The following is a 21,958-nucleotide window of genomic DNA, read 5'->3' as shown; positions in this document are numbered from 1 at the left end:
CATCGTTTGTTACTTAAGGTAGCACGGCGCGTCGGATTTGCCCAAGGGCGCCGGGCCTACGCCGGTGCCTGGTGCTGCTGGCGGGGGATCAGCGCCTCGTCCCACGTTTCCAGGGCCCACGTCAGCACCGCGCCGGGCCCGGTCCGGGCCAGGTCCGCGGGCGGCTGTTGGCCCAGAAAGCGGGCCGCCTGCACCAGGTTGTGTGCGGCCCGGTTATTGTCCAGCGGCGGGGCGTGGCTCTGCTTGCTCAGCTTCTGCCCCTCGGCGTTCACCGCCACGGGCAGGTGCAGGTAGCGCGGGGTGGGTAGTCCCAGTGCCCGCTGTAGCAGGATCTGCGGCGGTGTGCACCAGAGCAGGTCGGCGCCACGGACCACCTCGGTGAAGCCGTATTCCCCGTCATCCACGGCGCAGGCCAGGTGGTAGGCCCAGTAGCCGTCGGCCCGGCGGATGATGAAATCGCCGATGGTCGCCGCCGGGTCGCAGCTCTGTGGCCCCTGCAGCGCGTCATCGAAATGGAGCGGGGCGTGGTCGCAGCGCAGCCGCCAGGCGCGGGCTTCGCGGCCCGGCGGCAGGCCGTCGGAGCAGGTCCCGGGGTAGACCGGGCCATTGGGGCCTCTGCGCGCCACCGCCATGATCTCGCGCCGGGTACAGCCGCAGGGGTAGGCGCGGTCCGCGGCGCGCAGTTGCGCCAGGGCCGCCTCGTAGGCGGCCGAACGGGTGGACTGGAAGACCACCGGTCCATCCCAGTGCAGGCCGTGCGCCTGCAGGCTCTGCTGGATGGCGTCGGCCGCGCCGGGTTGCTCCCGCGGCGGGTCCAGGTCGTCGATGCGCAGGTGCCACTCGCCGCCCTGGCGCCGGGCCCGCACGTAGCTGCCCAGCGCCGCCACCAGCGAGCCGAAGTGGAGCGGCCCGGTGGGGCTGGGGGCAAAGCGGGTGCGGTAGCGGAGCGTGGTCGAGTCGGTCACGGGTGGCCTCGCGGTGGCTGGCAGAATCGGCACCTTTGCCGCCGATACCATAGCCGATTGCCGGTAGCCGCATAAACTGACTGCAACGGCCCTTGAAAAGGGCGAGGCAGGGCCTCAGCTCATTAAGTAAGGGGTTGGCACCGGGCGCGAGAGCAAAGCGCCCGGGATGCGCAGCGTACTCAGTGCCCCGGGCGACTCCGGGGCGGCAAGCAAGGAGGGAGTGGATATGTCCCGCTACTGGATCGTCGTAGCAGATGCCAGCAACGCCCGCGTTCTCGCCCGCGAGAAGAAATTCAGCGCGCTGCAGGAGGTGGAGACCCTGACGCACCCGGAGTCACGCCTGCACCGGCGCGACCTGGCGTCGGACCGCCCCGGTCGCCTTGATGAGTCCTATTCGGCCACCAGCAGCGAGGCGGAAGAGCCCACCGACCCGAAGGTGCGCGAGGCCCAGGTCTTTGCCCGGGAGGTGGCCCACGTACTGGAGCGGGGGCGCACCGGTCACCGCTACGAGGAGCTGATCCTGGTGGCGGAGCCGAAGTTCCTCGGGCTGTTGCGCAAGGCCCTGGACGACGAGACCCGGGAGCGGGTCGCCCACGAGGTAACCAAGAACGTCACCCGGGAGCCGTTGGAGGCCATTACCCGGACCGTGGACGCGCTGCTCTGAGCCGTCAGGCCAGCTCCACCTTCGGTTCGGGCTGCCAGCCCGGCTTGCGGTGTTCCGCGACCACCGTGGTGTAGATGCCGCCACGGACGTAGAACTCGGCGGTCACCTTCATGTAGCGAGGCGCGGTGGCGCGCACGAGGTCATCCAGCATCTCGTTGGTGATGGCCTCGTGGAACGCGCCCTGGTCGCGGAACGACCACATGTAGAGCTTCAGCGACTTCAACTCCACGCAACGCTCGTCCGGCACGTAGTCCAGATAGATGGTGGCGAAGTCCGGCTGCCCGGTCTTCGGGCAGAGGCAGGTGAACTCCGGCACCCGCATGTGCAGCACGAAGTCCCGCTCCGGCCGGGGGTTGGGGAAGGTCTCCAGTTCTTTGCTGGGCTGAGTGCTCATCGGCGCTGGTGGCTCCTGTTCAGATGCGATGGGAGGACTATAATGGCCGCCCATTGTAACCGCAGCCGCCACCGATCGCCTGATGCGACTGAAGAAGATCAAACTCTCCGGCTTCAAGTCCTTCGTGGACCCCACCCAGGTGGCCATGCCCGGCGACCTGGTGGCGGTGGTGGGGCCGAATGGCTGCGGCAAATCCAACATCATTGATGCGGTGCGCTGGGTGATGGGCGAGAGCTCTGCCCGCCACCTGCGCGGCCAGTCCATGGCTGACGTCATCTTCAACGGCTCCACCGGCCGCAAGCCGGTCAGCCACGCCTCCGTGGAGCTGATCTTCGACAACAGCGACGGCCGTCTGGGCGGGCAGTACGCCCAGTACGCGGAGATCGCCGTCCGCCGCCAGGTCAACCGCGAGGGTCAGTCCCAGTACTTCCTCAACGGCACCCGCTGCCGGCGCAAGGACATCACCGACGTCTTCCTGGGCACCGGCCTGGGGCCGCGCGGCTACACCATCATCGAGCAGGGGATGATCTCCCGGGTGATCGAGGCCAAGCCGGAGGAACTCCGCGTCTACCTGGAGGAGGCGGCCGGCATCTCCATCTACAAGGAGCGCCGGCGCGAGACCGAGCGGCGCATCCGCGACACCCGCGAGAACCTGGAGCGGCTGGAGGACGTGCGTGAGGAGGTGCGCCGCCAGCTGGACAAGCTGCGTCGCCAGGCCGAGGTGGCCCGCCGGTACCGTGAGCTCAAGCAGGAAGAACGGGATACCCGGGCCGAGCTGATCACCCTGCGCCAGGCCAGCCTCAAGGCCCAGCTGGAGGAGCAGGAAGCCGTCATCTCGGCCAAGGTCAACGCCCGGGAGTTCGCCCTGGCCACCCAGCGCCAGGCCGAGCGGGAGATCGAGGCGGTGCGCGCTACCCAAGGCGAGGCCGGCGATCGGCTCAACTCGATCCAGGCGGATTACTATGGCGTGGGCAGCGAGATCGCCCGCATCGAGCAGCAGATCAGCCACCGCCGGGAACTGCGCGACAAGCAGTTGCGGGAACTGCGCGACAGCGAAGCCCAGGTCCAGGAACTGGAGGACAGCCTGACCCAGGACCGGGAGAAGCTCGAACTGCTGGAGGAGCGCCTGGCCGACCTGGAGCCGGAGCAGGAGGAGCAGGCGCAGTCCGAGGCCTTTGCCCAGGAGGCGCTGGAGACCGCCCGCGAGCGGCTGGAGGCCTGGCGCGAGGCGCGCGAGGGCTTCCAGCGGGAGAGCGCCGAGGCCCAGCGCGCCGAGCAGGTGGAGAAGGTGCGGGTCGAGGGCCTGGAGCGCCGCGCGGACGAGCTGGCCCGCCGGCTGGAGCGGCTTGACGAGGAGTACGAGGCCGAGGACCTCTACAGCCTGGAGCGGGCCATTGTCGAACTGGAAGAGGAAGAGACCGAGCTGGCCGAGGAGCTGGCCGGCATGGATGAGGCCCAGGCCGACGTGGCCGAGCGCCTGGACCACGACCGGGCCCAGGCCGCGGAACTGGCCGAACAGGTAGAGCGGCTGCGCGGTGAGCTGCACCAGCAGCGCGCCCGGCTCGCCTCGCTGGAGACCCTGCAGCAGTCCGCCCTGGGCGAGGACGGCGGCCCGCTGGACGACTGGCTGGGTGCGCGCGAGTGGCAGGAGCGGCCCCGGCTGGCCCAGCAGCTCACCGTCACCCCGGGCTGGGAACGGGCGGTGGAGACGGTGCTGGCCGAAGGGCTGCAGGCGGTCTGCGTGGCGCCCGAAGAACTGGACGCCGCCGCCCGCGAGTTGCCGGAGCAGGGCGACCTGACCCTGGTCAGTGCGGTTTCGGCAACCGCCGGCGGGGCGGCCGGCCCCTGGTTGAGCGACCAGGTGCGCGATGACGGCCGCGCCGTGGCCCTCCTGGCCGGGATCCGCTGCGCCGACGACCTGCCTGCCGCCCTGGCCCGGCGCGCTGAACTGGGCCCCGGCGAGTCCTTCATCACCCCGGACGGCGTCTGGCTGGGGCCCAACTGGCTGCGCCTGCGCGCCGGGGACGATGCGGAGCGGGGCGTGATCGCCCGCGAGCGGGAGATCCACCAGCTGCGCGAGCAGGTGGCCGAGGGCGAGGCACGGCTGGCGGAACAGGAAGAAGCGCACGAGCGGGTCAAGGTGGCCATCCAGAGCCTGGAGGAGGAGCGCGAGGCGCTGCAGCAGCGCAGCGCCCCCCTGCAGCGCCGCCAGGCGGACCTGCAGGCGCGCGTCGAGCACCGCCGCGACGCCCTGGAGGCGGCCCGGGAACGGCGCGAGGCCCTGCACCAGCAACAGATTGAACTGCGCGAGGAGCGCGAGACCGTCGTCGAGGAGATGGACGGCGCCCAGGCGCGCCTGGCCGAGGCCGCCGCCCGGGTGGAGGCCCAGGCGGAGCGGGGCGCGGCGCTGGACGATGAGCGCCACGCCCTGGAGGCGGCGGTGGACGATGCCCAGGAGCAACTGCGCCAGTGCCGCGAGGCCCGCCACGAGATTTCCCTGAAGCTGGAGAATGCCACCACCGCCCGTCAGGCCCTGCGCGAGGGGCTGGAGCGGCTGCAGGCCCAGCACCAGCGGCTGCTGGACCGGCGCGAGGAACTGGCCGAGGGCCTGGAGGGGCTGGACGACCCGGGCGAGGACCTGGAGGGGGAGCGCGACAAATTGCTGGACCGCCGCCACCAGCTGGAACAGGAACTGGCCGAGGCGCGCAACCACGTGGCCAACCTGGAGCAGAAACTGCGCGAGTGGAGCGAACGCCGCCAGACCGCCGCCCAGGAGACCGAGACCCTGCGCGAAGAGCTTGAGGGGCTGCGGATCACCGCCCAGGAGTACCGCGTGCTGCAGCGCCGGGAGGCCGCCGAGCTGGAACAACTGGGCGAGCACCTGGAGGTGGTCGCCTCGCGCCTGCCCGAGGGCGCCGAGGTGGCGGACTGGGAGAAGCGCCTGGAGCAGCTGGGGCGGCGCATCGCCCGGCTGGGCACCGTCAACCTGGCCGCCATCGACGAGTGCGCCGCCCTGGAGGAGCGCCAGCAGTACCTCGACGCCCAGTACGACGACCTGGTCGAGGCGCTGGAGACCCTGGAGAGCGCCATCCGCCGCATTGACCGGGAGACCCGGGCGCGCTTCCGCGACACCTTTGAGCAGGTCAATCAGGGGGTGCAGCGCCTCTTCCCGCGACTGTTCGGGGGCGGTCGCGCCTACCTGGAGCTCACCGACGACGACCTGCTGGCCACCGGCGTGGCGGTCATGGCCCAGCCCCCGGGCAAGCGGGTCACCAACATCCACCTGCTCTCCGGCGGCGAGAAGGCGCTCACCGCCGTGGCGCTGGTCTTCGCCATCTTCAACCTCAACCCGGCGCCGTTCTGCATGCTCGACGAGGTGGATGCGCCGCTGGACGAGGCCAACGTGGGGCGCTTCTGCGAGATGGTCAAGGAGATGTCGCAGCAGGTCCAGTTCATCGTCATTACCCACAACAAGACCACCATGGAGGCGGTCTCGCACCTGGTAGGGGTGACCATGCACGAGCCCGGCGTCTCGCGCCTGGTGGCGGTGGACGTGGCCGAGGCGGTGGAACTGGCCGAGGTCTGATGCTTTAATTCCCCGCTCGCTGCCGGTTCAAAGACGCCGCGGCAGCGTATAAAGTGTCATTTGAAATAGGCGCCGCAAGGCGCTGAAACCCATGCCCAGGTGCCTGCCCGGACAGCTGCGGCCCGCCAGCCGGGCCCGCCGGCAGGCCCGACCAATCGCGCGGATGCACTCATGGATCCATTTCGCTGGCTACTGATCATTCTCGGCCTGCTGCTCATCGCGGGCATTTACGCCTGGGGGCGCTGGCAGGACAAGAAGCATGCCCGCCGCGAGGACTTCCGCTCGGCCTTCGACGACATGGACAGCGCCGTGGGGAGCGACGACGGTTTCGACGTCATCGTCAAGACCCCGCGGCGCGAGGGCGAACCCGACGAGGCCGCGCCGGCCCGCGGGCAGGGCCAGCGCCGGGAGCCCACCGGGTTCGACGCCGACCTGGATTGGCCCGATGAGCCGGAGCCGAGCCTGGGCCTGGACGATGAGCCCGGTTCCCCCGGTTTCAATGAGCCGGAACCGGAACCGGAACCGGTTCGCCGCCGCCCGGCCGCGCCGCCCACCGCCCGCCGGGAGCCCACGCGTGCACCCGGCACCACCGAGGCGCCGGAGGCCCCCGCACCCGCACCGCGCGTCCGCCGCCGCGCCGAGCCGCAACCGGAGCCGGCCCCTGCGACCCGCCCGGCTCCCCGGGCCCCCGAACCGGCACCGCCGGCCGAGGATCCGGTGCGCGACCGCCCCGACCTGGCCGCCCTGGGCCGGAACAACCCCCGCCCTGAGCCGGCCCGCCCCGAGCCGGAGCTGCCCGCCGGCCCCCAGGTGGACATCGACGCCGCCGGCCTGGAGGACAAGATCGTCGCCATCCACGTGGCCGCGCCGGAGGGGCATGTCTTTGCCGCCGATGCGCTGGTGGACGCCCTGGAGCGCGCCGGTCTGGAGTACGGCGAGCACGGCATCTTCCACCGCCACGTGCGCACCGAGCAAGGGCCGGCGCGGGTGTTCAGCGCCGCCAACATGATCAAGCCCGGCTGGTTCGACCTGGACCGGGCCGCCCAGGACGAGACCCCGGGTGCGGCCTTCTTCCTGCAACTGCCCGGTCCGGTGGACGGCATGGCCGCCTTCGACGACATGCTGCGGGTGGCCCGCGATGTGGCCGACCGCCTGGGCGGGCGCCTGCTGGACGCCCGCCGCTGCGATCTCTCCCGGCAGGCGATGGAGCACATCCGCGAGGAACTGCGCGAGTACCGTCGCCGCCTGCACCTGGCCGCCCGTCAGCAGCAGGTGTAAGGGGCGTGGCGCAGGAGGACCCCAGGGCGCGCATCGAGGCGCTGCGCCAGACCATCCGCGAGCACGACTACCGCTACTACGTGCTGGACGCGCCGGCCATTGCCGATGCCGAGTACGACCGGCTGATGGCCGAGCTGCAGGCGCTGGAGGCGGAGCACCCGGAGTGGGTCACCCCCGACTCACCCACCCAGCGCGTCGCCGGGCAACCCGCCGAGGGCTTTGGCGAGGTCGCCCACGGCGAGCCCATGTTCTCGCTGGATAACGCCTTCGAGGAGGAGGACCTGGCCGAGTTCGACCGCCGGGTGCGCCAGGCGCTGGGCGCCGACCCGGTCACCTACGTCGCCGAGCCGAAGCTGGACGGCCTGTCGGTGAGTATCCGCTACGAGGACGGCCGCATGGTGCGGGCCGGCACCCGTGGCGATGGGCGTGTCGGCGAGGACATCACCGAGAACGTGCGCACCATCCGTAGCGTGCCGCTGCGGCTCCACGGCGAGGGCTGGCCGCCGGTTATGGAAGTGCGCGGCGAGGTGGTGATCCGCCGCGGCGACTTCGAGCGCCTGAACGAGCAGCGCCTGGCCGACGGCGAGCGCCCCTTCGCCAACCCGCGCAACGCCGCCGCCGGCAGCCTGCGCCAGCTGGACCCGCGCATCACCGCCCGGCGCCGGCTCACCTTCTTCACCTTCGGTATCGCCGCCGCCGGTCGGGTGGGCGATAGCCACCACGCGGTGCTGGACAAGCTCGCCCGGTGGGGGTTCCGCGTCAACGAGCGGGTGGAAGCGGTGCAGGGGCTGGATGGCTGCCGCGACTACTACCAGCGCCTGCTGGCGGACCGCGACGACCTCTCCTTCGAGATCGACGGCGTGGTCTACAAGGTGGACGACCTGGACGCCCGCGAGGAGCTGGGCTTTACCGCCCGGGCGCCGCGCTGGGCCATCGCCTGGAAGCTGCCGGCGCAGGAGGCCACCACCGTGGTCCGCCGCATCCTGCCCTCCGTGGGCCGCACCGGCGCTATCACCCCGGTGGCCGAGCTGGAGCCGGTGGAGGTGGGCGGCGTCACGGTCAGCCGCGCCACCCTGCACAACCTGGACGAGGTGCGGCGCAAGGACGTGCGCGAGGGCGACACCGTGATGGTACGCCGTGCCGGCGACGTCATCCCGGAGATCACCACCGCGGTGGTGGACAAGCGCCCGGAGGGCGCCCCGGAGTGGCTGATGCCCGAGGCCTGTCCGGTGTGCGGCTCCGAGGTGCTGCGCCTGGACGACGAGGCGGTGCACCGCTGCATGGGCGGGCTCTACTGCCCGGCCCAGCGCGAGGGTGCACTGCTGCACTTCGCCTCGCGCAAGGCCATGGACATCGACGGACTGGGCGAGAAGATCGTCAGCCAGCTGGTGGAGCGCGAGATGGTCCACTCGCCGGCCGATCTCTTCCACCTGGCGCACAAGCAATTCGCCGGCCTGGAGCGCATGGGCGACAAGTCCGCGGACAACCTGGTGGCGGCCCTCGACCAGGCCCGCCACACTACGCTGCCGCGCTTTCTCTACGCCCTGGGCATCCAGCACGTGGGCGAGGTCACGGCCCGCCGGCTGGCCGAGCATTTCGGCAGCCTGGACGCCATCATGGCGGCGGACGAGGAGCGCCTGGCCGACACCCCCGACGTGGGACCGGTGGTGGCCCAGGCCATCGCCCACTTCTTTGCCGAGCCGCACAACCGCGAGGTGGTGGAGGCGCTGCGCCAGGCGGGGGTCACCTGGGAAGAGGTGGACCCGGCGGAGCGGGGCGAGCAGCCCTTGGAAGGGCTGACCTTCGTGATCACCGGGACGCTGGCGGAGATGACCCGGGACGAGGCCAAGGCGGCGCTGGAGTTGCTGGGCGCCCGGGTCAGCGGGAGTGTGTCCAAGAAGACCGACTACCTGGTGGCCGGCGAGAAGGCGGGCAGCAAGCTCGCCAAGGCCGAGTCACTCGGCGTGGAGGTGCTGGACGAGGCCGCCTTCCAGGCCTTTCTGAGCCGGCACCGGGGCTGAACCCGCCCCGAGGGTTCAGAACACCATCTCGGAGAAGTCGTAGTTCATCTCCCGGCCCGGCTCCTGCAGGAAATCCCCCTGCACGTAGTCCGCGCCGTACTCCCACATCAGCGCCAGCGCCCCCGGGTGGCCCAGGTAGCCGGCCACCACCTGCTGGCCCATCTCGTGCGCGGTGTCGATGATCTGCTTGACCAGCTTCTGGTTCTCCTCGGTCTGCTCGATGTCGGCCGTAAGGGAGTCGTCCAGTTTCACCTGGTCGGAGCGCAGGTGCTTGAGTAGCTGGAAGGGGTTGAGCGCGCTGCCGAAGTGGTCCAGCGACAGTTTGCAGCCCAGGGCTTCCAGCCCCTCCTGCAGGGCCTTGGCCTGGTTGAGCTGAGTGACCACCACCGGCTCGTTCACCTGGAAGACCAGTGAGGCCGGGTCGACCTGGTGCTGCTCGATCTCCTCGCGCAGCAGGTCCAGGAAGCCCGTGTCCCCCAGGGTGGCGCCGTCGAGTTTCACGAACAGCCGGGAGCGCTTGCCCATGCGCTTGCGCTCGCCGGCCAGCGCCACCGTGCGTCGGGCCACCCAGCGGTCGATGTCGCGCATCAGCCCGGCCTGCTCCGCGTAGGGCAGGAAGGCGAGCGGTTCCACCTCCTTGCCGTCCTCCTCCATGCGGATGCGCACCTCGTAGAGCTCGTCCCAATCGGCGTTTTCGGCCAGGGCGATCACCGGCTGGTAGACCAGGTAAAACTCGTCGTTCTGCAGGCACTGATGGATGCGCTCGCGCCAGTGGGCCTCGCGCTGTTGTGTTTCCATGATCTCCTGGCCGGAGGCGTGCAGCTGCACCTGGTTGCCGCCGGCGCGCAGCGCCGTCTCCGAGGCGGCGTAGGCCATGTCCACGGCGGCCTGGGCGTTGTCGGCGTTGGTGCCCACCATGGCCGCACCGATGGCGCAGGTGATGGCCAGGGTGCGGTCGTCCACCTCGATCAGCTGCTCCTCGATGTCCTGGCGCAGCTTCTCGGCCACCTCCATGGCGTGGTCGATCTTGCTGTGCTGGAGCAGGATGGTGAACTCCTCGTCGGCCAGCCGGCAGGGAATGTCGTGCTCGCCCACGAGGTTGGTGATGCGCTTGGCCACGTGCGCCACCACCTGGTCCACGGCGGCCAGGCCGATCCGGTCGCGGATGTGGCTCAACTTCTCCAGCTGGATGTAAAGCAGCGCGTGGCTGTTGCGGCCGTCCGAATCCAGGTTGCGCGCGATCAGGTTGTCCAGCTGCTCCAGGAAGTAGCTGCGGTTGTACAGCCCCGTGGTGACGTCCTGGCGGTTGAGCAGCTCCAGGTCCGCCTCCGGCTCGCTGAGCTGCAGCAGCACCTGGGTGCAGGGCTCGTCGTCCACGGTGGCCGGGGTGAGCACCATGGTCACCTCCTCCGGCCCCTCGGTGGTGACGAACCCGAGATTGACCTCGTGGCTGGTCAGGTCGCCCCGGCTGAAGCGGCGCAGCGCCTCCTTGCACGCGCCCTGATCGTCGTCCACCACCATGTCCAGGATCGGCATGCCCTCGATGTCGGCCAGCTCCTGGTGGCCGAACATCTCCAGGTAGGCGGGGTTGGCGTAGATGTGCATGCCCTCGTGCACGTAGGCGATGGGGTCGCGGGAGCTGTCCAGCAGTGCCCGGCAGCGGCGCTCGGTCTCGCGCACCGAGGACTCCAGCCGGCGCAGGCGGCGGCGCTCATGCAGGTGGCGCAGCTCGCGCTCCACCACCAGTTTGAGGTGCTCCAGGTCATTCTTGCTGACCAGGTCCTGGGCCCCCATCTGCATGGCGTAGCGGCGCTGGTCCTGGCTCTGCTCGTGGCTGGAGGCGATGATGGGGATGTCCTTGCCCCACTGCTGGATCAGCTGGTACGCCGTGTCCACCGGGACCTCGCGCAGCACCAGCGAGCAGAGCATCATGTCGGCGGGTTTCTCCTGCAGGGTATCGCGCAGGTTATCGATGCTCTCGATACGACGCGCCCGCACGGCGTAGCCGCTGTTGCGCAGCACGCTCACGTAGATCTCCGCGTCGTTGGGTGATTCCTCGGTGATCAGGAGCCTGACCAGGGGGTTTTGTTTCATGCCGGTGGTCCCTTTCCATGCAATGCCCTGATGCTATCAGAATGCGCAGCGGGGCGGGTGGCCCCCTCGCCCCGGGGCCTCAGTCGGCGTCGGGGGCGGGGGCGACGAGGGTCTTGGCGGGTTCGCCGGCCTCCTCACGGGCCAGGCGCGGCACCAGGTAGCCGGGCAGGCGGGCGCCCAGCTCGGCGGCCAGCGCCTGGCCGCGGGCCTCGGGCACCTCGAAGTGGGCCGCCCCCTGCACCCGGTCGAGCAGGTGGAGGTAGTAGGGCAGCACGCCCACCTGGAACAGCCGGCGGCTCAGCGCCTCCAGGGCGTCCGCGCTGTCGTTGACCCGCCGCAGCAGCACCGCCTGGTTGAGCAGCCAGTGACCGGCGGAGCGCAGCCGGCCCAGCGCGGCCGCCACGGCTTCGTCCAGCTCCTGCGCGTGGTTGCTGTGGATCACCCAGACCACCTCCCAGGGGCCATCCAGCAATGCCAGAAGCTCGGCGGTGACGCGATCCGGCAACACCACGGGCAGCCGGGTGTGCAGGCGCAGGCGGCGCACCTGGGGGCGCTGGCGCAGGGCCCGAGTGAGCGTGCCCAGGCGCCGGTCGCTGAGGGTGAGCGGGTCCCCGCCGCTCAGGATGACCTCGTCCACCTCCGGGTGGCCGTCCAGCCAGGCCAGGCTATCGGCCCAGTCGTTGCGACCGGCCTGCGATTCGCTGTAGGGGAAGTGGCGGCGGAAGCAGTAGCGGCAGTGGATGGCGCAGGCGCCGGTGGTGATCATCAGCACCCGGCCGTGGTACTTGTGCAGAATGCCGGGCCCGCTCTGTGCCGGGCCGTCGCCCACCGGGTCCGTGCTGAAGCCCGCCGGCGTCTCGTGCTCGGCGTACAGCGGCAGGACCTGCAGCAGGAGCGGGTCATCGGGGTCGCCGGGGCGGATCCGCCGGACCCAGGGCTCGGGGGCCCGCAGCGGGAACAGCCGGGCGGCGGACTCGGCCGCCGGCAGCAGGCTCAGCGGCAGCCGCAGGCGTTGCAGCAGCGCCTGGGGGTCGCGCTCGGCCTGCGCCAGCTGACGGCGCCAGTCCGGTGGGGTCTGGGGTTGCGGCGAGGGTATCGGCATGGCAGCCCGTGTTCTAAACAAGCCGGTTTTCCGTTAAGATTCGGCGACACTTTACATGAATCGAGGCTCGGGGAGGGGGCAGCGGCCGGCTCCCCGCGTGCAACCGCAACCGGACAACAGGTGTCGAATGGCGCAATACAGTACCAACGAGTTCAAGGGTGGTCTCAAGATCATGCTCGACGGTGACCCCTACACCATCGTCGAGAACGAGTTCGTCAAGCCGGGCAAGGGGCAGGCCTTCAACCGCGTGAAGGTGCGCAACCTGAAGACCGGCAAGGTCATCGACCGCACCTTCAAGTCCGGCGAGTCCGTGGAGGCCGCCGACGTGATGGAGACGGAGATGCAGTATCTCTACTCCGACGGCGAGTTCTTCCACATGATGGACCCGCAGAGCTTCGAGCAGAAGGCGGCGCCGGCCTCTGCCGTGGGTGATGCGGCCAAGTGGCTGAAAGAGCAGGACATGTGCACCGTGATCCTGTGGAACGACGAGCCGCTCACGGTGGAGCCGCCGAGCTTCGTCGAGCTGCGCGTCACCGAGACCGACCCGGGCGTGCGGGGCGATACCTCCAGCGGCGGCGGCAAGCCGGCCACCCTGGAGACCGGCGCCGTGGTCCGCGTGCCGCTGTTCATCGAAGAGGGTGAGCTGCTGAAGGTGGACACCCGCTCCGGCGAGTACGTGGGCCGGGTCAAGAGTTGAGACCGGCACCGCCTTGACCGATTGGCACCCCACCGCGGGGCTGCCGGTGCTGCGGCGCCGGGCGGCCCTGATCCGGCAGGTCCGCGCCTTTTTTGATGGGCGCGGGCTGCTGGAGGTGGAGACCCCCCTGATGGCCGGCGCCCCGGCCATGGACCCCAACCTGGACAGCCTCGGCGTGCGCCGCCCGGACGGCCGTCCCGCCTGGCTGCAGACCTCGCCGGAATACGCCATGAAGCGGCTGCTGGCCGCCGGCAGTGGCGATATCTGGCAGCTGACCCGCGCCTTTCGCGGGGGCGAGCGCGGCCGCCACCACAACCCGGAGTTCACGCTGCTGGAGTGGTACCGGGTGGGCTGGGACCACCACGCACTGATGCAGGAGGTGGCGGAACTGGCCGCCGAGGTGGCCGGCGCGCGCCCGGTGGAGCACTGGACCTACCGCGACGCCTTTCTCACCTTCGCCGGGGTTGACCCTTTCGACGCCCCGCTGGCGGAACTGCAGGCCCACGCCAGCGACCCCGCGCTGGTGCCGGTTCTGGGGGACGACCGGGATGCCTGGCTGGACCTGATCCTCTCCCGCGAGGTGTCGCCGCGGCTGGGGCAGGGCCGGATGAGCTTTGTCACCGACTTTCCCGCCAGCCAGGCCGCGCTGGCGCGCCTGCGACCGGGCGAGCCGCCGGTGGCCGAGCGTTTCGAGCTGTTCATGGACGGGCTGGAGATCGCCAACGGCTACCACGAGCTGGCCGACCCCCGGGAGCAGCGGCGCCGCTTCCTCGCCGAGCGCGATGCCCGGGGCCCGGCCGGCGCGGCTCTGCCGGTGGACGAGCGGCTGCTGGCGGCGCTGGAGGCGGGCATGCCGCCCTGCGCCGGCGTGGCGCTGGGGGTGGACCGGTTGCTGATGGTGGCCCTGGGGCTGGAGCGCATCGACCGGGTCTGGGCCTTCCCCGACGAACACGCCTGAAGCGGCCGGCGTGCCGGAGGCGGCCGTCGCCGCCCATCAGCCCTGGCCGAGCTCTTCGGGGGACTGCACCCGGTTATCCGGCCCCATCAGCGTGCGCCCCTCGGGCATCTCCAGTTGCACGCCGCGGCACCGGGGGCCGAGCAACTGCACGTAGCCGGGCCGGCGGTCCGCCCCGTCCACGCTGAATTCGAAGCGGTACTCGCGGCGCCAGGTCAGCCGCCCGGAGGGGCCGCGGGCAGGGCGTATCCGCGCCAGCGCCACGGTGACGTCCAGCAACTGCACGTTCAGCGCCCGGCAGGCCCGGCGGGCGGCGCGCACCGCCTGGCTGCGGGCGCGCAGTGCGTCCGACCAGTAGAGCCCCAGGGCGACAACGATGATCAGGGTGACGAGCGCGGTTTCCATCAGCAGGCGGGTCCGGGGTTCGCGGGCGTAACAAGGGTGCCGCCAATGATACGCTGCCTGCCGGAAAAGTCAGACCCGCCGAGGTGAAGCCCCGCTCATGAGCGCCAGTATCGACCTGCACAGCCACTCCACCGCGTCCGACGGCCGCCTGAGCCCGGCAGCCCTGGTGGCGCGCGCCGCAGCGCAAGGGGTGACCACCCTGGCGCTGACCGATCACGACACCACGGCCGGCGTGCCCGAGGCCGCGGCGGCCGCCCGGGAGGCGGGCATCCGCCTGGTGCCCGGGGTGGAGATCTCCACCACCTGGGCGCGGCGCGACTTCCACATCGTCGGCCTCGGCGTGGATACCGACCACTCCGGGTTGCAGGCGGCGCTGGCGGAGATCCGCGCGCTGCGCGATCAGCGGGCGCGGGCTATCGGTGACAAGCTGGCGCGCCACGGCATGCCCGGCGCCCACGCCGGCGCCTCGGCCCTGGCCGGCGATGCGGCGGTCACCCGCGCCCATTACGCCAGCTGGCTGGTGGCCCAGGGGTACGTCGACACCCCCAACGAGGCCTTCCACAAGTGGTTGCGCAAGAGCAAGCCGGCCGGGGTGAGCGTGCGCTGGCTGGATATGGGCGAGGCGGTGGCGCGCATCCGCGAGGCGGGCGGGGTGGCGGTGCTGGCCCACCCGCTGGCCTACAAGCTCACCGGGGCCTGGATGCGCCGGGTGCTGGGCGCCTTCCGCGAGGCCGGCGGCGAGGCCATGGAAGTGGCCTGCGGTACCCGCCCGCAATCCGTGGACGTGGCGCGACTGGCAGAGTGGGCCCGGCGCTACCAACTGCTGGCCTCGCAGGGGTCGGATTTTCACCACCCGGATAATCCCTGGCTGGAGCTCGGGCGCCTGCCGCCGTTGCCCCAGGACTTGACGCCGGTCTGGAATCACCCTTCACTGTGCAATGCAGCATCCTGAGTCCGGCCCGGGGTTTCCCCGGACGGGTAAATCGGGGATGCTTGGTTATACTGAATTGCGTTAGTCTCGCAGGCAGGTTGAACAACAAACCAAACCGACTGGCGCCGCGGGCATTGTCCGGGGGGCGGTACCGGCAAAGTTGCCGAACGAAGCAGGAGGAGTTGTATGTCCGATAGAGAAGTGGTTGTCCTGAGCGCAGCACGTTCCGCCATTGGCACCTACAGCGGCACCCTGGCCGGGTTCGAGCCCGCGGACCTGGGTGGCCTGATCATCAAGGAGGCCGTGGCCCGCTCCGGCGCCGATCCCGAGCAGATCAGCTACCTGACCCTGGGCAACTGCATCCCCACCGAATCCCGTTCGCCCTACGTGGCGCGCGTGGCCGCCATCCAGGGGGGGCTGCCGCACAGCTCCACCGCGGTCACCGTCAACCGCCTCTGTGGCTCCGGCATGCAGTCCATCGTTTCCACCGCGCAGTCCATCCTGCTCGGCGATGCCGATTTCGGCGTGGGTGCCGGCAGCGAGGTCATGTCCAAGGGCGGCTACCTGAGCCCCGCCATGCGCTTCGGTGCCCGCATGGGTGACACCAAGCTGGTGGACATGATGGTCTCCACGCTGACCGACCCCTTCGGTGTCGGTCACATGGGCATCACCGCCGAGAACCTGGCCGAGAAGTGGAACATCTCCCGCGAGGAGCAGGACCAGTTCGCGGCCGAGTCCCAGCGGCGCGCCCAGGCGGCCATCGAGGGTGGCTATTTCAAGGACCAGATCGTCCCGGTGACCATCAAGAGCCGCAAGGGCGAGAAGGTCTTCGACACCGACGAGCACCCGCGCTTCGGCGTCACGGTGGACGACCTGGCCAAGATGCGTCCGGCCTTCAAGAAGGAGGGTGGCACCGTCACCGCCGGTAATGCCTCCGGCATCAACGACGCCGCCGCCGCCCTGGTGCTGGCCGATCGCGCCGCCGCCGAGAAGGCCGGTTACAAGCCCATGGCCCGCCTGGTGGCCTACGGCATCGCCGGTGTGCCCAACGACGTGATGGGCGAGGGCCCGATCCCGTCCTCCAAGGTGGCGCTGGACAAGGCCGGCCTGAGCCTGGGTGACATGGACGTGGTCGAGTCCAACGAGGCGTTCGCCGCGCAGGCGCTGACCGTGATGAAGGGGCTGGGCCTCGACCCGGAGAAGACCAACCCCAACGGCGGTGCCATCGCCCTGGGCCACCCGGTGGGTGCCACCGGCACCATCCTGGCGGTCAAGGCGCTGCACGAGCTGCAGCGTGTTCAGGGCAAGTACGCCCTGGTGACCATGTGCATCGGTGGCGGTCAGGGCATCACCGCCATTTTCGAGCGCATGTAAGTCGCAAATTGCCGCCCAGGCCGGCCCCCGTGGCCGGCGACAGGGCGTGTTAGAGAGGGCCCTGCCGGCGTAATGTGGCAGGGCCCTTTTTTCAGGATAAAGAGGCATAACAATTGGGTTAATTGTTATAACCGAATTGTTGTTGCGGGTTTTTCTGGTTAAAATCCCCGCAAATTCTCAGTGAAGTAAGTGCATGATCCCTCCTGAACAGGCCGCATGGTGGCCGGCAGCTCTCCCATGAAGCCTGTCGTAAAAACCAAGCTAGCGCGTCGGGTTTTTCTGCCCATTATCATCGCGGCCATCGTGCTGTCGGTGGTTTCCGGTGCGTTTTCCTATTGGCAGAGCACCGAACTGGTGCGTGACAAGGCCCACAGCCTTGCCGACCAGCTGCTGCAGGCCACCGAGGTTGGGGTTGCCGGCAGCAGCTCCAGTCACCAGTTGCAGCGCGTGGTAGAGGCGCTGGCAGCCAACCCGGGCGTAGAACAGCTGGTGGTCGGTCGGCCGGATCGGGGGCGCATCCTTGCCGCCCACGACCCGGCGCTGCGGGACCAGGATTGGGCGACGCTGGTTCAGTCCAGTTTCCCCGCAGAGCATTACCAGGCCCTGATGGAGGCCAACGGGCCGGTGCGCCTGGCCACCGATGACACGCTCCATGCGATGCGCCGCATGGAGGCGGGCCGGGTCAACCTGGTAGACCGGGGTTCCGGTGAGGCCTACATCCTGCTCTCCATGAAAAGCGATGGCTCCATGGGGCTGTTCCAGCGCTCGGTGATCGTCTCGCTGTCCGGGGCCGTGCTGGCTCTGCTTGTGTACGGGCTGCTCACCGGCTGGGTGGTCCGGCGCTACGTGCTGAATCCCGTCTGGACGCTGGAGCGCACTATGCGGGCCCGCAAGGCCGGGGATCGCGAATCACGCTCGAGCCTGACCCGTGACGACGAACTGGGTCGATTGGGCCGCAGCCTGGACCGTCTGCTGGACCAGGAGGACCGGCACCTGGGGCTCTATCAGCAGATCTTCGAACGCCACGATGCCGTCCAGTGGTTGGTGGACCCGCGGGAGGGTGTACTGGTGGACGTCAACGCAGCGGCTGCCCGGTTCTACGGCTACAGTCGGACCGAGATGCGGGGCATGCGGGTCACCCGTATCAACATGTTGCCGCCGGACGAGGTGGCCGCTGCCATGGAACGGGTCCGCAGCGGTCAGCAAGCGGCGTTGTACTTCCCCCACCGGCTGGCCAGCGGCGAGGTCCGCGAAGTGGAGGTGCACTCGGGCAGCGTGAACGTGGGCGGCCGGGAGTACCTGCACTCGATCATCCACGATATCACCGAGCGGCAGGAACTGGCCCGAAACCGGCGGCAGCTGGTGGAAATCCTGGAAGCCGCTCCGCAGTTCATCTCCATGTCCGAGGCCAACGGCCGGGTCACCTACGTCAACCGCAAGGGGCGGGAAATGGTAGGTGACCGGCTGCCCGAGACCGACCCGGATACCGGTGAGCCACCCCGGTTCCCGGATGCCCTCTACTGGGTCCACCCGGAGTGGGCGGTGAAGCGCCTGGTCGAGGAGGCCATGCCGGCGGCGGCGCGGGACGGTCACTGGGAGGGGGAGACCGCGCTGCTCGCCAACGGGGGAGAGGAGCTCAGCCTCTACCAGGTGGTGATTGCCCACCGGGACGAGGCGGGGCGGGTGGAGCGCTTCTCCACCGTGGCGCAGGACATCAGCGACCGTAAGCGCCAGGAGCGGGCGTTGCGGTTCCAGGCCAGCCATGACGCGCTGACCGGCCTCTACAACCGGCGCTACACCCAGCGGGCGCTGCAGCGCGAGCTTCAACTGGGCCAGCGCACCGGTCAGCCGGTCTCGGCGGTGCTCTTTGACCTGGACCATTTCAAGCGGGTCAATGACACCCACGGGCACGCTGCGGGCGACCGAGTGCTCAAGCGGCTGGCGGAACTGGTGCGGGCACGCGTGCGGGATACGGACATCGCGGGCCGCTGGGGGGGTGAGGAGTTCATGCTGGTGCTGCCTGGCACCGATGATGCCGGGGCGGAGCAGGTCGCGGAGACCCTGCGCCAGAAGGTGGAGGGGTGCGAATTCCCGACGGTTGGGCGTGTCACCGTGAGCGTGGGTTACGCCGAGGCCTCCGCCACGGAGAACGTCGATGAGCTGTTCAAGCGGGTGGACGAGGCGCTCTACGCCGCCAAGCGGGCGGGCCGCAACCAAAGCCGGCGGGCCGTGCCATCGGCCGGGTCGGCCGGCGGCACTGCGGCCCGCTCCTGATCGGGTGCCGGAGGCCGGCTACTCCGCTTCGTCCAGGTCGTCGAAGTCGAAGTCCAGCTCGCTGATCTCGCGCTGCAGCCGCTTCTCTTCCCAGATCTGCTCGATCACCCGGCGGGTGTCGGCGCCCTTGGCGTTCTTGTCGCCGCCGACCTCGTCCACGCGTTCCGTGTCCCGGTCGGTGATCCGGTCGATGAGTTCCTGGTAGTTGATTTCGTTGCCCATACTGCCCTCCGCATTCCAGAAGTGGCCGGGTCGGCAAAGCCTTTACAAGGCTTGGACAACGAACTTATCCCATCCCTTCCTTAGAATTAAATAAATTATTCCGATGGACCCGATCGGTTATACCGACTGCTGCTTATAGTGTCGGGCCGCGGCTGCGGAACTGTCGCCAGGTGTTCTTGCCGGCCGCCTTGGCCTCGGGGATGCACTGGTTGGCCGCGTCGATGAGGTCCTCCGGGCGCACGCCGTGGTCGGGATAGAGGCTCAGCCCCAGGCTGGCGGTCACCTGCACCTCGTCGGCGCCGATCAGCATGGGCTCGGCGATGGCCTGCAGCAGGCGCCCGGCCAGGCTGCCCGCCTCGGCCGGGTCGCCGAGGCGCTCCAGTACCACCACCAGGGTGTCGTCCTCCAGTCGGGCCAGGGTCTCGCAGTCCGGCACCTGCTGCTTTACCCGGCCCGCCACCCGTGCCAGCACCGCGTCGGTCTCCCGTTCGCCCAGGCGCTGGTTGAGGGCGCCGAAGTCGTCCAGGTCCAGGCAGAGCACGGCGAGTTGGCCCTGCTCGGCGCGGGCGCGCTCGATGGCGTGGACCAGGCGGTCCTGCAACAGATCGGCGCTGGCCAGGCCGGTCAGCGGGTCGCGCAGGGTGCGCTCGCGGGCGGCGGCCTCGCTGGCGCGCTGCTCGGTGGCGTCCTCGGCGATGCCCACGCGATGGGTCAGGCCGTCGTCCGGATCGATCACCGGGGCCAGCCAGGTGTGCTGGATCCAGAGGTCGTCCGGACCTTCGCCGCGGCGGCACTCCAGATCGCCGCTCCAGGGGCGACCGTCGGACAGGGTGTCGGTCAGGCGTTGGTGGAAGTCGTGGCGTTCGCGCCCGGAGGTCAGGTGTTCCAGGCGCCGGCCCTCGGCGCCACCGCCCACCAGGGCCTGGAAGGCGGGGTTGGCGCTGATGATACGGCCCTCCGGGTCGGCCACGTACAGCCCCAGGGGGCTGTGCTGGTAGGCCAGGCCGGCCAGCTCCAGCTCGCGCACCGCCGCCTTCTGATCGGTGATGTCGGTGAGCATGCCGGTGAGTGCCGGACCGTCCGGGTCGCCCATGGCCGGGGCCAGGTGCACCAGCAGCCAGCGCTGCTTGTCCCGGGCGTCGCGGCTGCGGAAGGTCTCGCGCAGCGACTCGCGCTCGCCCTCGAGGATGGCGCGGGCGAGGCGCTCGGCGCGCGGGCGCTCCGCCTCGTCCAGCAATTGTGTCCAGGGGCGGCCGCGCAGGCCCTCCGGATCCTGGCCCAGGGTGCGCGCCCAGGCGGGGGACAGCCAGCCGATGGTCCCGTCCGCCCGGATCAGCACCATCGGTTCCGGGGCGTGGTCGGTGATGGCGCGCAGCCGCTGCTCGCGGTGGCGCAGGCTGCCGGCGGCGTTGCGCTGGCGGGTGCAGTCGGTGCCGACGCTGAGGATCTCCCGCAGGCGGCCGTCCTCGTGGTAGAGCGGGCAGTGGTTCCAGACCAGCCAGCGCGGCTCGCCCGTATGGTCCAGGCAGCTGCCCTCGCTGGTGGGGTAGCTCTCCGGTTCGCTGCCCACCCGCGCCAGGGACAGGGCATCCGGGGCGTCCTGTTCCGGCTCCAGCCGCGCCCAGAGCGGTTCGGCTTCGCTGAACTCCGCCCTGTCACCGAACAGGGTCTGGCCGGCCTCGTTCAGAGAGAGCAGTTCGCCCCCGGGGCGCCAGCGCATGACCACCGCCGTGGCCGATTCCACGATCTCTCGGTAGATGCGTTCGCTCTCCGCCAGCCGGGCGGCATCGCGCAGGCGCTGGTCCATATCGGCCACAGTGGCCACCGCGGCCGGCTGTCCGTGCCACTCGGCAGGGGCGATGTTCAGCCGCACGTAGACACTGCGCCCGGCACTGTGGCGCAGCCGCAGGTTGAACTCGCCCATCGGTGGCAGACCCGCCTCCAGCTCACCGGTGTGGGTCTGCACCCGTTTGCGGTCGGCCGGGTCGAGCAGCTCCGGGAAATCCCGCCCGATGAGTTCGTACTCCGGATAGCCGGTGATATCGCGGAAACGGTGGTTGGCGTAGCGAACCCGCCCCTCCTGGATCAGGCAGGCGCCATCGCTCAACTGGTCCAGCACCGCCCGGGCATCCTGCTCCGCCGCCTTCAGCGCCATATGCCGACGCAACCCGAAGGCGGTCAGCAGGCCCAGCGCCAGGCTGGTGCCGCCACCGGCGGGCAGCAGCCAGCCGCCGCCGGTTTCTGGCAGGGTCGCTCTCAGTTGGCCCTCGCCGCCCGGAATCTGGACCGGCACCCGCAGCGCCGCGCCGGCTGCATCCGGCTCGGGACCGATGGTGCTCTCCTCGTCGTTCTGGGTCAGGGTCAGCTGGGCGTCCACCCCGTGGCTGGCCGGCGCCAGGCCGGTCTCTCGGGCCAGCAGCTCCACGTCCAGCGCTACCAGCACCTCGCCCAGATGCTCGGTGCTCCCGTTGTCCTGCTCGAAGGGCCGGACGGCGGCATACAGGGGCAGCACCGTGCTGCCATCCATGCGCGTCACCGGCCCGAGCTTCACGCCCCCGCGCCCCTCCGCCAGGGCCTGCAGGATCAGCGTCTGTGAGCTGTCGCCGCGCAGGTCGCGGCCGATCAGGCCGAGGTTGTCGGAGAGCGGATGGACCAGGGCAACGCGGCTGTCCGGGGCCAGGGCGGCGCGGCGGACGGGCACGGAGAGACCCATGAGCTGGTCCGCCACCCGGGAGAAGTGCTCCTCGTCCGGTTCGGGCTCCACGCCCAGCCAGGCGGCCAGGCCGCTGGCCACACGGCCGGCGGTGGCCAGTTCCGCCTCCAACTCGGCGCGCAGCGCATGCAGCGAGGACAGGGCCCGGGACTCGGCCTGCTGCTGCTGGTGCGCTTGGTAAAGGTCGTGGGCCGCCAGGGTGGCGGCGCCGAGGCCGGCGGCCACGGTCAGGCCGGCGGCCAGGGGAACGAGTCGGCGGACGGCTGAGGGCTTGTCCATGGGT

Annotated in this window: 16 protein-coding genes; 9 read left to right on the top strand and 7 right to left on the bottom strand. The window is 70.3% G+C overall.

Annotated features, from left to right (window positions below; genetic code table 11):
• Window positions 1-56 precede the first annotated feature (56 nt).
• Window positions 57-965 (bottom strand): tRNA glutamyl-Q(34) synthetase GluQRS, encoded by a 909-nt coding sequence (gene gluQRS, locus DFR31_RS04760; protein WP_245971086.1) that lies wholly within the window; start codon window positions 963-965, stop codon window positions 57-59.
• Window positions 966-1,191: 226 nt separating this feature from the next.
• On the opposite strand from gluQRS, the gene DFR31_RS04755 reads away from it, so the two are divergent.
• Window positions 1,192-1,629 (top strand): host attachment protein, encoded by a 438-nt coding sequence (locus DFR31_RS04755; RefSeq protein ID WP_170153593.1) that lies wholly within the window; start codon window positions 1,192-1,194, stop codon window positions 1,627-1,629.
• A gap of 4 nt (window positions 1,630-1,633) precedes the next feature.
• Here DFR31_RS04755 and queF read toward each other — a convergent pair whose 3' ends face one another.
• On the bottom strand, window positions 1,634-2,023 hold the full coding sequence (gene queF / locus DFR31_RS04750) for a preQ(1) synthase (RefSeq protein ID WP_121441484.1): 390 nt from the start codon (window positions 2,021-2,023) through the stop codon (window positions 1,634-1,636).
• An 82-nt stretch (window positions 2,024-2,105) separates the two neighbouring features.
• Here queF and smc point away from each other — a divergent pair, with 82 nt between their 5' ends.
• The 3 genes from smc (at window position 2,106) to ligA (ending at window position 8,908) form a co-directional block, all read left to right on the top strand.
• Window positions 2,106-5,609, top strand: a complete 3,504-nt coding sequence (gene smc / locus DFR31_RS04745; RefSeq protein WP_121441483.1) for a chromosome segregation protein SMC — start codon at window positions 2,106-2,108, stop codon at window positions 5,607-5,609.
• Window positions 5,610-5,780: 171 nt separating this feature from the next.
• Complete coding sequence (gene zipA, locus DFR31_RS04740) at window positions 5,781-6,887, top strand: cell division protein ZipA (RefSeq protein ID WP_121441482.1); 1,107 nt, start codon at window positions 5,781-5,783, stop codon at window positions 6,885-6,887.
• A 5-nt stretch (window positions 6,888-6,892) separates the two neighbouring features.
• Window positions 6,893-8,908, top strand: a complete 2,016-nt coding sequence (ligA, locus tag DFR31_RS04735; protein WP_121441481.1) for an NAD-dependent DNA ligase LigA — start codon at window positions 6,893-6,895, stop codon at window positions 8,906-8,908.
• 15 nt (window positions 8,909-8,923) lie between these two features.
• On the opposite strand, the gene DFR31_RS04730 is transcribed toward ligA, so the two are convergent.
• Together DFR31_RS04730 and epmB are read right to left on the bottom strand one after the other, a co-directional pair.
• Entirely contained in the window at window positions 8,924-11,002 is a 2,079-nt protein-coding gene (locus DFR31_RS04730) for an EAL domain-containing protein (RefSeq protein WP_121441480.1), read from the bottom strand.
• Window positions 11,003-11,081: 79 nt separating this feature from the next.
• Window positions 11,082-12,104 (bottom strand): EF-P beta-lysylation protein EpmB, encoded by a 1,023-nt coding sequence (epmB, locus tag DFR31_RS04725; RefSeq protein ID WP_121441479.1) that lies wholly within the window; start codon window positions 12,102-12,104, stop codon window positions 11,082-11,084.
• A 127-nt stretch (window positions 12,105-12,231) separates the two neighbouring features.
• Here epmB and efp point away from each other — a divergent pair, with 127 nt between their 5' ends.
• Both efp and epmA read left to right on the top strand, forming a co-directional pair.
• Entirely contained in the window at window positions 12,232-12,801 is a 570-nt protein-coding gene (gene efp, locus DFR31_RS04720) for an elongation factor P (RefSeq protein ID WP_121441478.1), read from the top strand.
• 13 nt (window positions 12,802-12,814) lie between these two features.
• The gene (epmA, locus tag DFR31_RS04715) at window positions 12,815-13,759 is read left to right on the top strand and encodes an EF-P lysine aminoacylase EpmA (RefSeq protein WP_121441477.1); all 945 of its coding nucleotides are present in this window, start codon (window positions 12,815-12,817) and stop codon (window positions 13,757-13,759) included.
• Window positions 13,760-13,795: 36 nt separating this feature from the next.
• Here the strand turns inward: epmA and DFR31_RS04710 are convergent, their stop codons facing one another.
• The gene (locus DFR31_RS04710) at window positions 13,796-14,161 is read right to left on the bottom strand and encodes a DUF3301 domain-containing protein (protein WP_121441476.1); all 366 of its coding nucleotides are present in this window, start codon (window positions 14,159-14,161) and stop codon (window positions 13,796-13,798) included.
• A gap of 97 nt (window positions 14,162-14,258) precedes the next feature.
• On the opposite strand from DFR31_RS04710, the gene DFR31_RS04705 reads away from it, so the two are divergent.
• The 3 genes from DFR31_RS04705 to DFR31_RS04695 all read left to right on the top strand — a co-directional run bounded on the left by DFR31_RS04705 (window position 14,259) and on the right by DFR31_RS04695 (window position 18,740).
• On the top strand, window positions 14,259-15,113 hold the full coding sequence (locus DFR31_RS04705; protein ID WP_121441475.1) for a PHP domain-containing protein: 855 nt from the start codon (window positions 14,259-14,261) through the stop codon (window positions 15,111-15,113).
• A gap of 165 nt (window positions 15,114-15,278) precedes the next feature.
• Window positions 15,279-16,466, top strand: coding sequence for an acetyl-CoA C-acyltransferase family protein (locus tag DFR31_RS04700; RefSeq protein ID WP_121441474.1), 1,188 nt, complete (start codon window positions 15,279-15,281; stop codon window positions 16,464-16,466).
• Between the two features lie 237 nt (window positions 16,467-16,703).
• Window positions 16,704-18,740: a diguanylate cyclase gene (locus tag DFR31_RS04695; protein ID WP_147436941.1), complete on the top strand. Its 2,037-nt coding sequence runs from the start codon at window positions 16,704-16,706 to the stop codon at window positions 18,738-18,740.
• Window positions 18,741-18,758: 18 nt separating this feature from the next.
• On the opposite strand, the gene DFR31_RS04690 is transcribed toward DFR31_RS04695, so the two are convergent.
• Window positions 18,759-18,962, bottom strand: a complete 204-nt coding sequence (locus DFR31_RS04690) for a PA3496 family putative envelope integrity protein (RefSeq protein WP_121441472.1) — start codon at window positions 18,960-18,962, stop codon at window positions 18,759-18,761.
• A 133-nt stretch (window positions 18,963-19,095) separates the two neighbouring features.
• Complete coding sequence (locus DFR31_RS04685) at window positions 19,096-21,954, bottom strand: PAS domain S-box protein (protein ID WP_121441471.1); 2,859 nt, start codon at window positions 21,952-21,954, stop codon at window positions 19,096-19,098.
• Window positions 21,955-21,958: the final 4 nt, after the last annotated feature.

Source organism: Alkalispirillum mobile (assembly GCF_003664325.1).
GTDB classification, from domain to species: Bacteria; Pseudomonadota; Gammaproteobacteria; order Nitrococcales; family Halorhodospiraceae; genus Alkalilimnicola; species Alkalilimnicola mobilis.
This window is presented reverse-complemented; position numbering and strand designations above follow the sequence as displayed.

Bases quoted from the DNA above. Each gene is read 5' to 3' on its own strand.
- DFR31_RS04755 (WP_170153593.1), top strand. From the start codon at position 1,192: ATGTCCCGCTACTGGATCGTCGTAGCAGATGCCAGCAACGCCCGCGTT.
- queF (WP_121441484.1), bottom strand. From the start codon at position 2,023: ATGAGCACTCAGCCCAGCAAAGAACTGGAGACCTTCCCCAACCCCCGG.
- smc (WP_121441483.1), top strand. From the start codon at position 2,106: ATGCGACTGAAGAAGATCAAACTCTCCGGCTTCAAGTCCTTCGTGGAC.
- zipA (WP_121441482.1), top strand. From the start codon at position 5,781: ATGGATCCATTTCGCTGGCTACTGATCATTCTCGGCCTGCTGCTCATC.
- DFR31_RS04730 (WP_121441480.1), bottom strand. From the start codon at position 11,002: ATGAAACAAAACCCCCTGGTCAGGCTCCTGATCACCGAGGAATCACCC.
- epmB (WP_121441479.1), bottom strand. From the start codon at position 12,104: ATGCCGATACCCTCGCCGCAACCCCAGACCCCACCGGACTGGCGCCGT.
- efp (WP_121441478.1), top strand. From the start codon at position 12,232: ATGGCGCAATACAGTACCAACGAGTTCAAGGGTGGTCTCAAGATCATG.
- DFR31_RS04710 (WP_121441476.1), bottom strand. From the start codon at position 14,161: ATGGAAACCGCGCTCGTCACCCTGATCATCGTTGTCGCCCTGGGGCTC.
- DFR31_RS04705 (WP_121441475.1), top strand. From the start codon at position 14,259: ATGAGCGCCAGTATCGACCTGCACAGCCACTCCACCGCGTCCGACGGC.
- DFR31_RS04700 (WP_121441474.1), top strand. From the start codon at position 15,279: ATGTCCGATAGAGAAGTGGTTGTCCTGAGCGCAGCACGTTCCGCCATT.
- DFR31_RS04695 (WP_147436941.1), top strand. From the start codon at position 16,704: ATGAAGCCTGTCGTAAAAACCAAGCTAGCGCGTCGGGTTTTTCTGCCC.
- DFR31_RS04690 (WP_121441472.1), bottom strand. From the start codon at position 18,962: ATGGGCAACGAAATCAACTACCAGGAACTCATCGACCGGATCACCGAC.
- DFR31_RS04685 (WP_121441471.1), bottom strand. From the start codon at position 21,954: ATGGACAAGCCCTCAGCCGTCCGCCGACTCGTTCCCCTGGCCGCCGGC.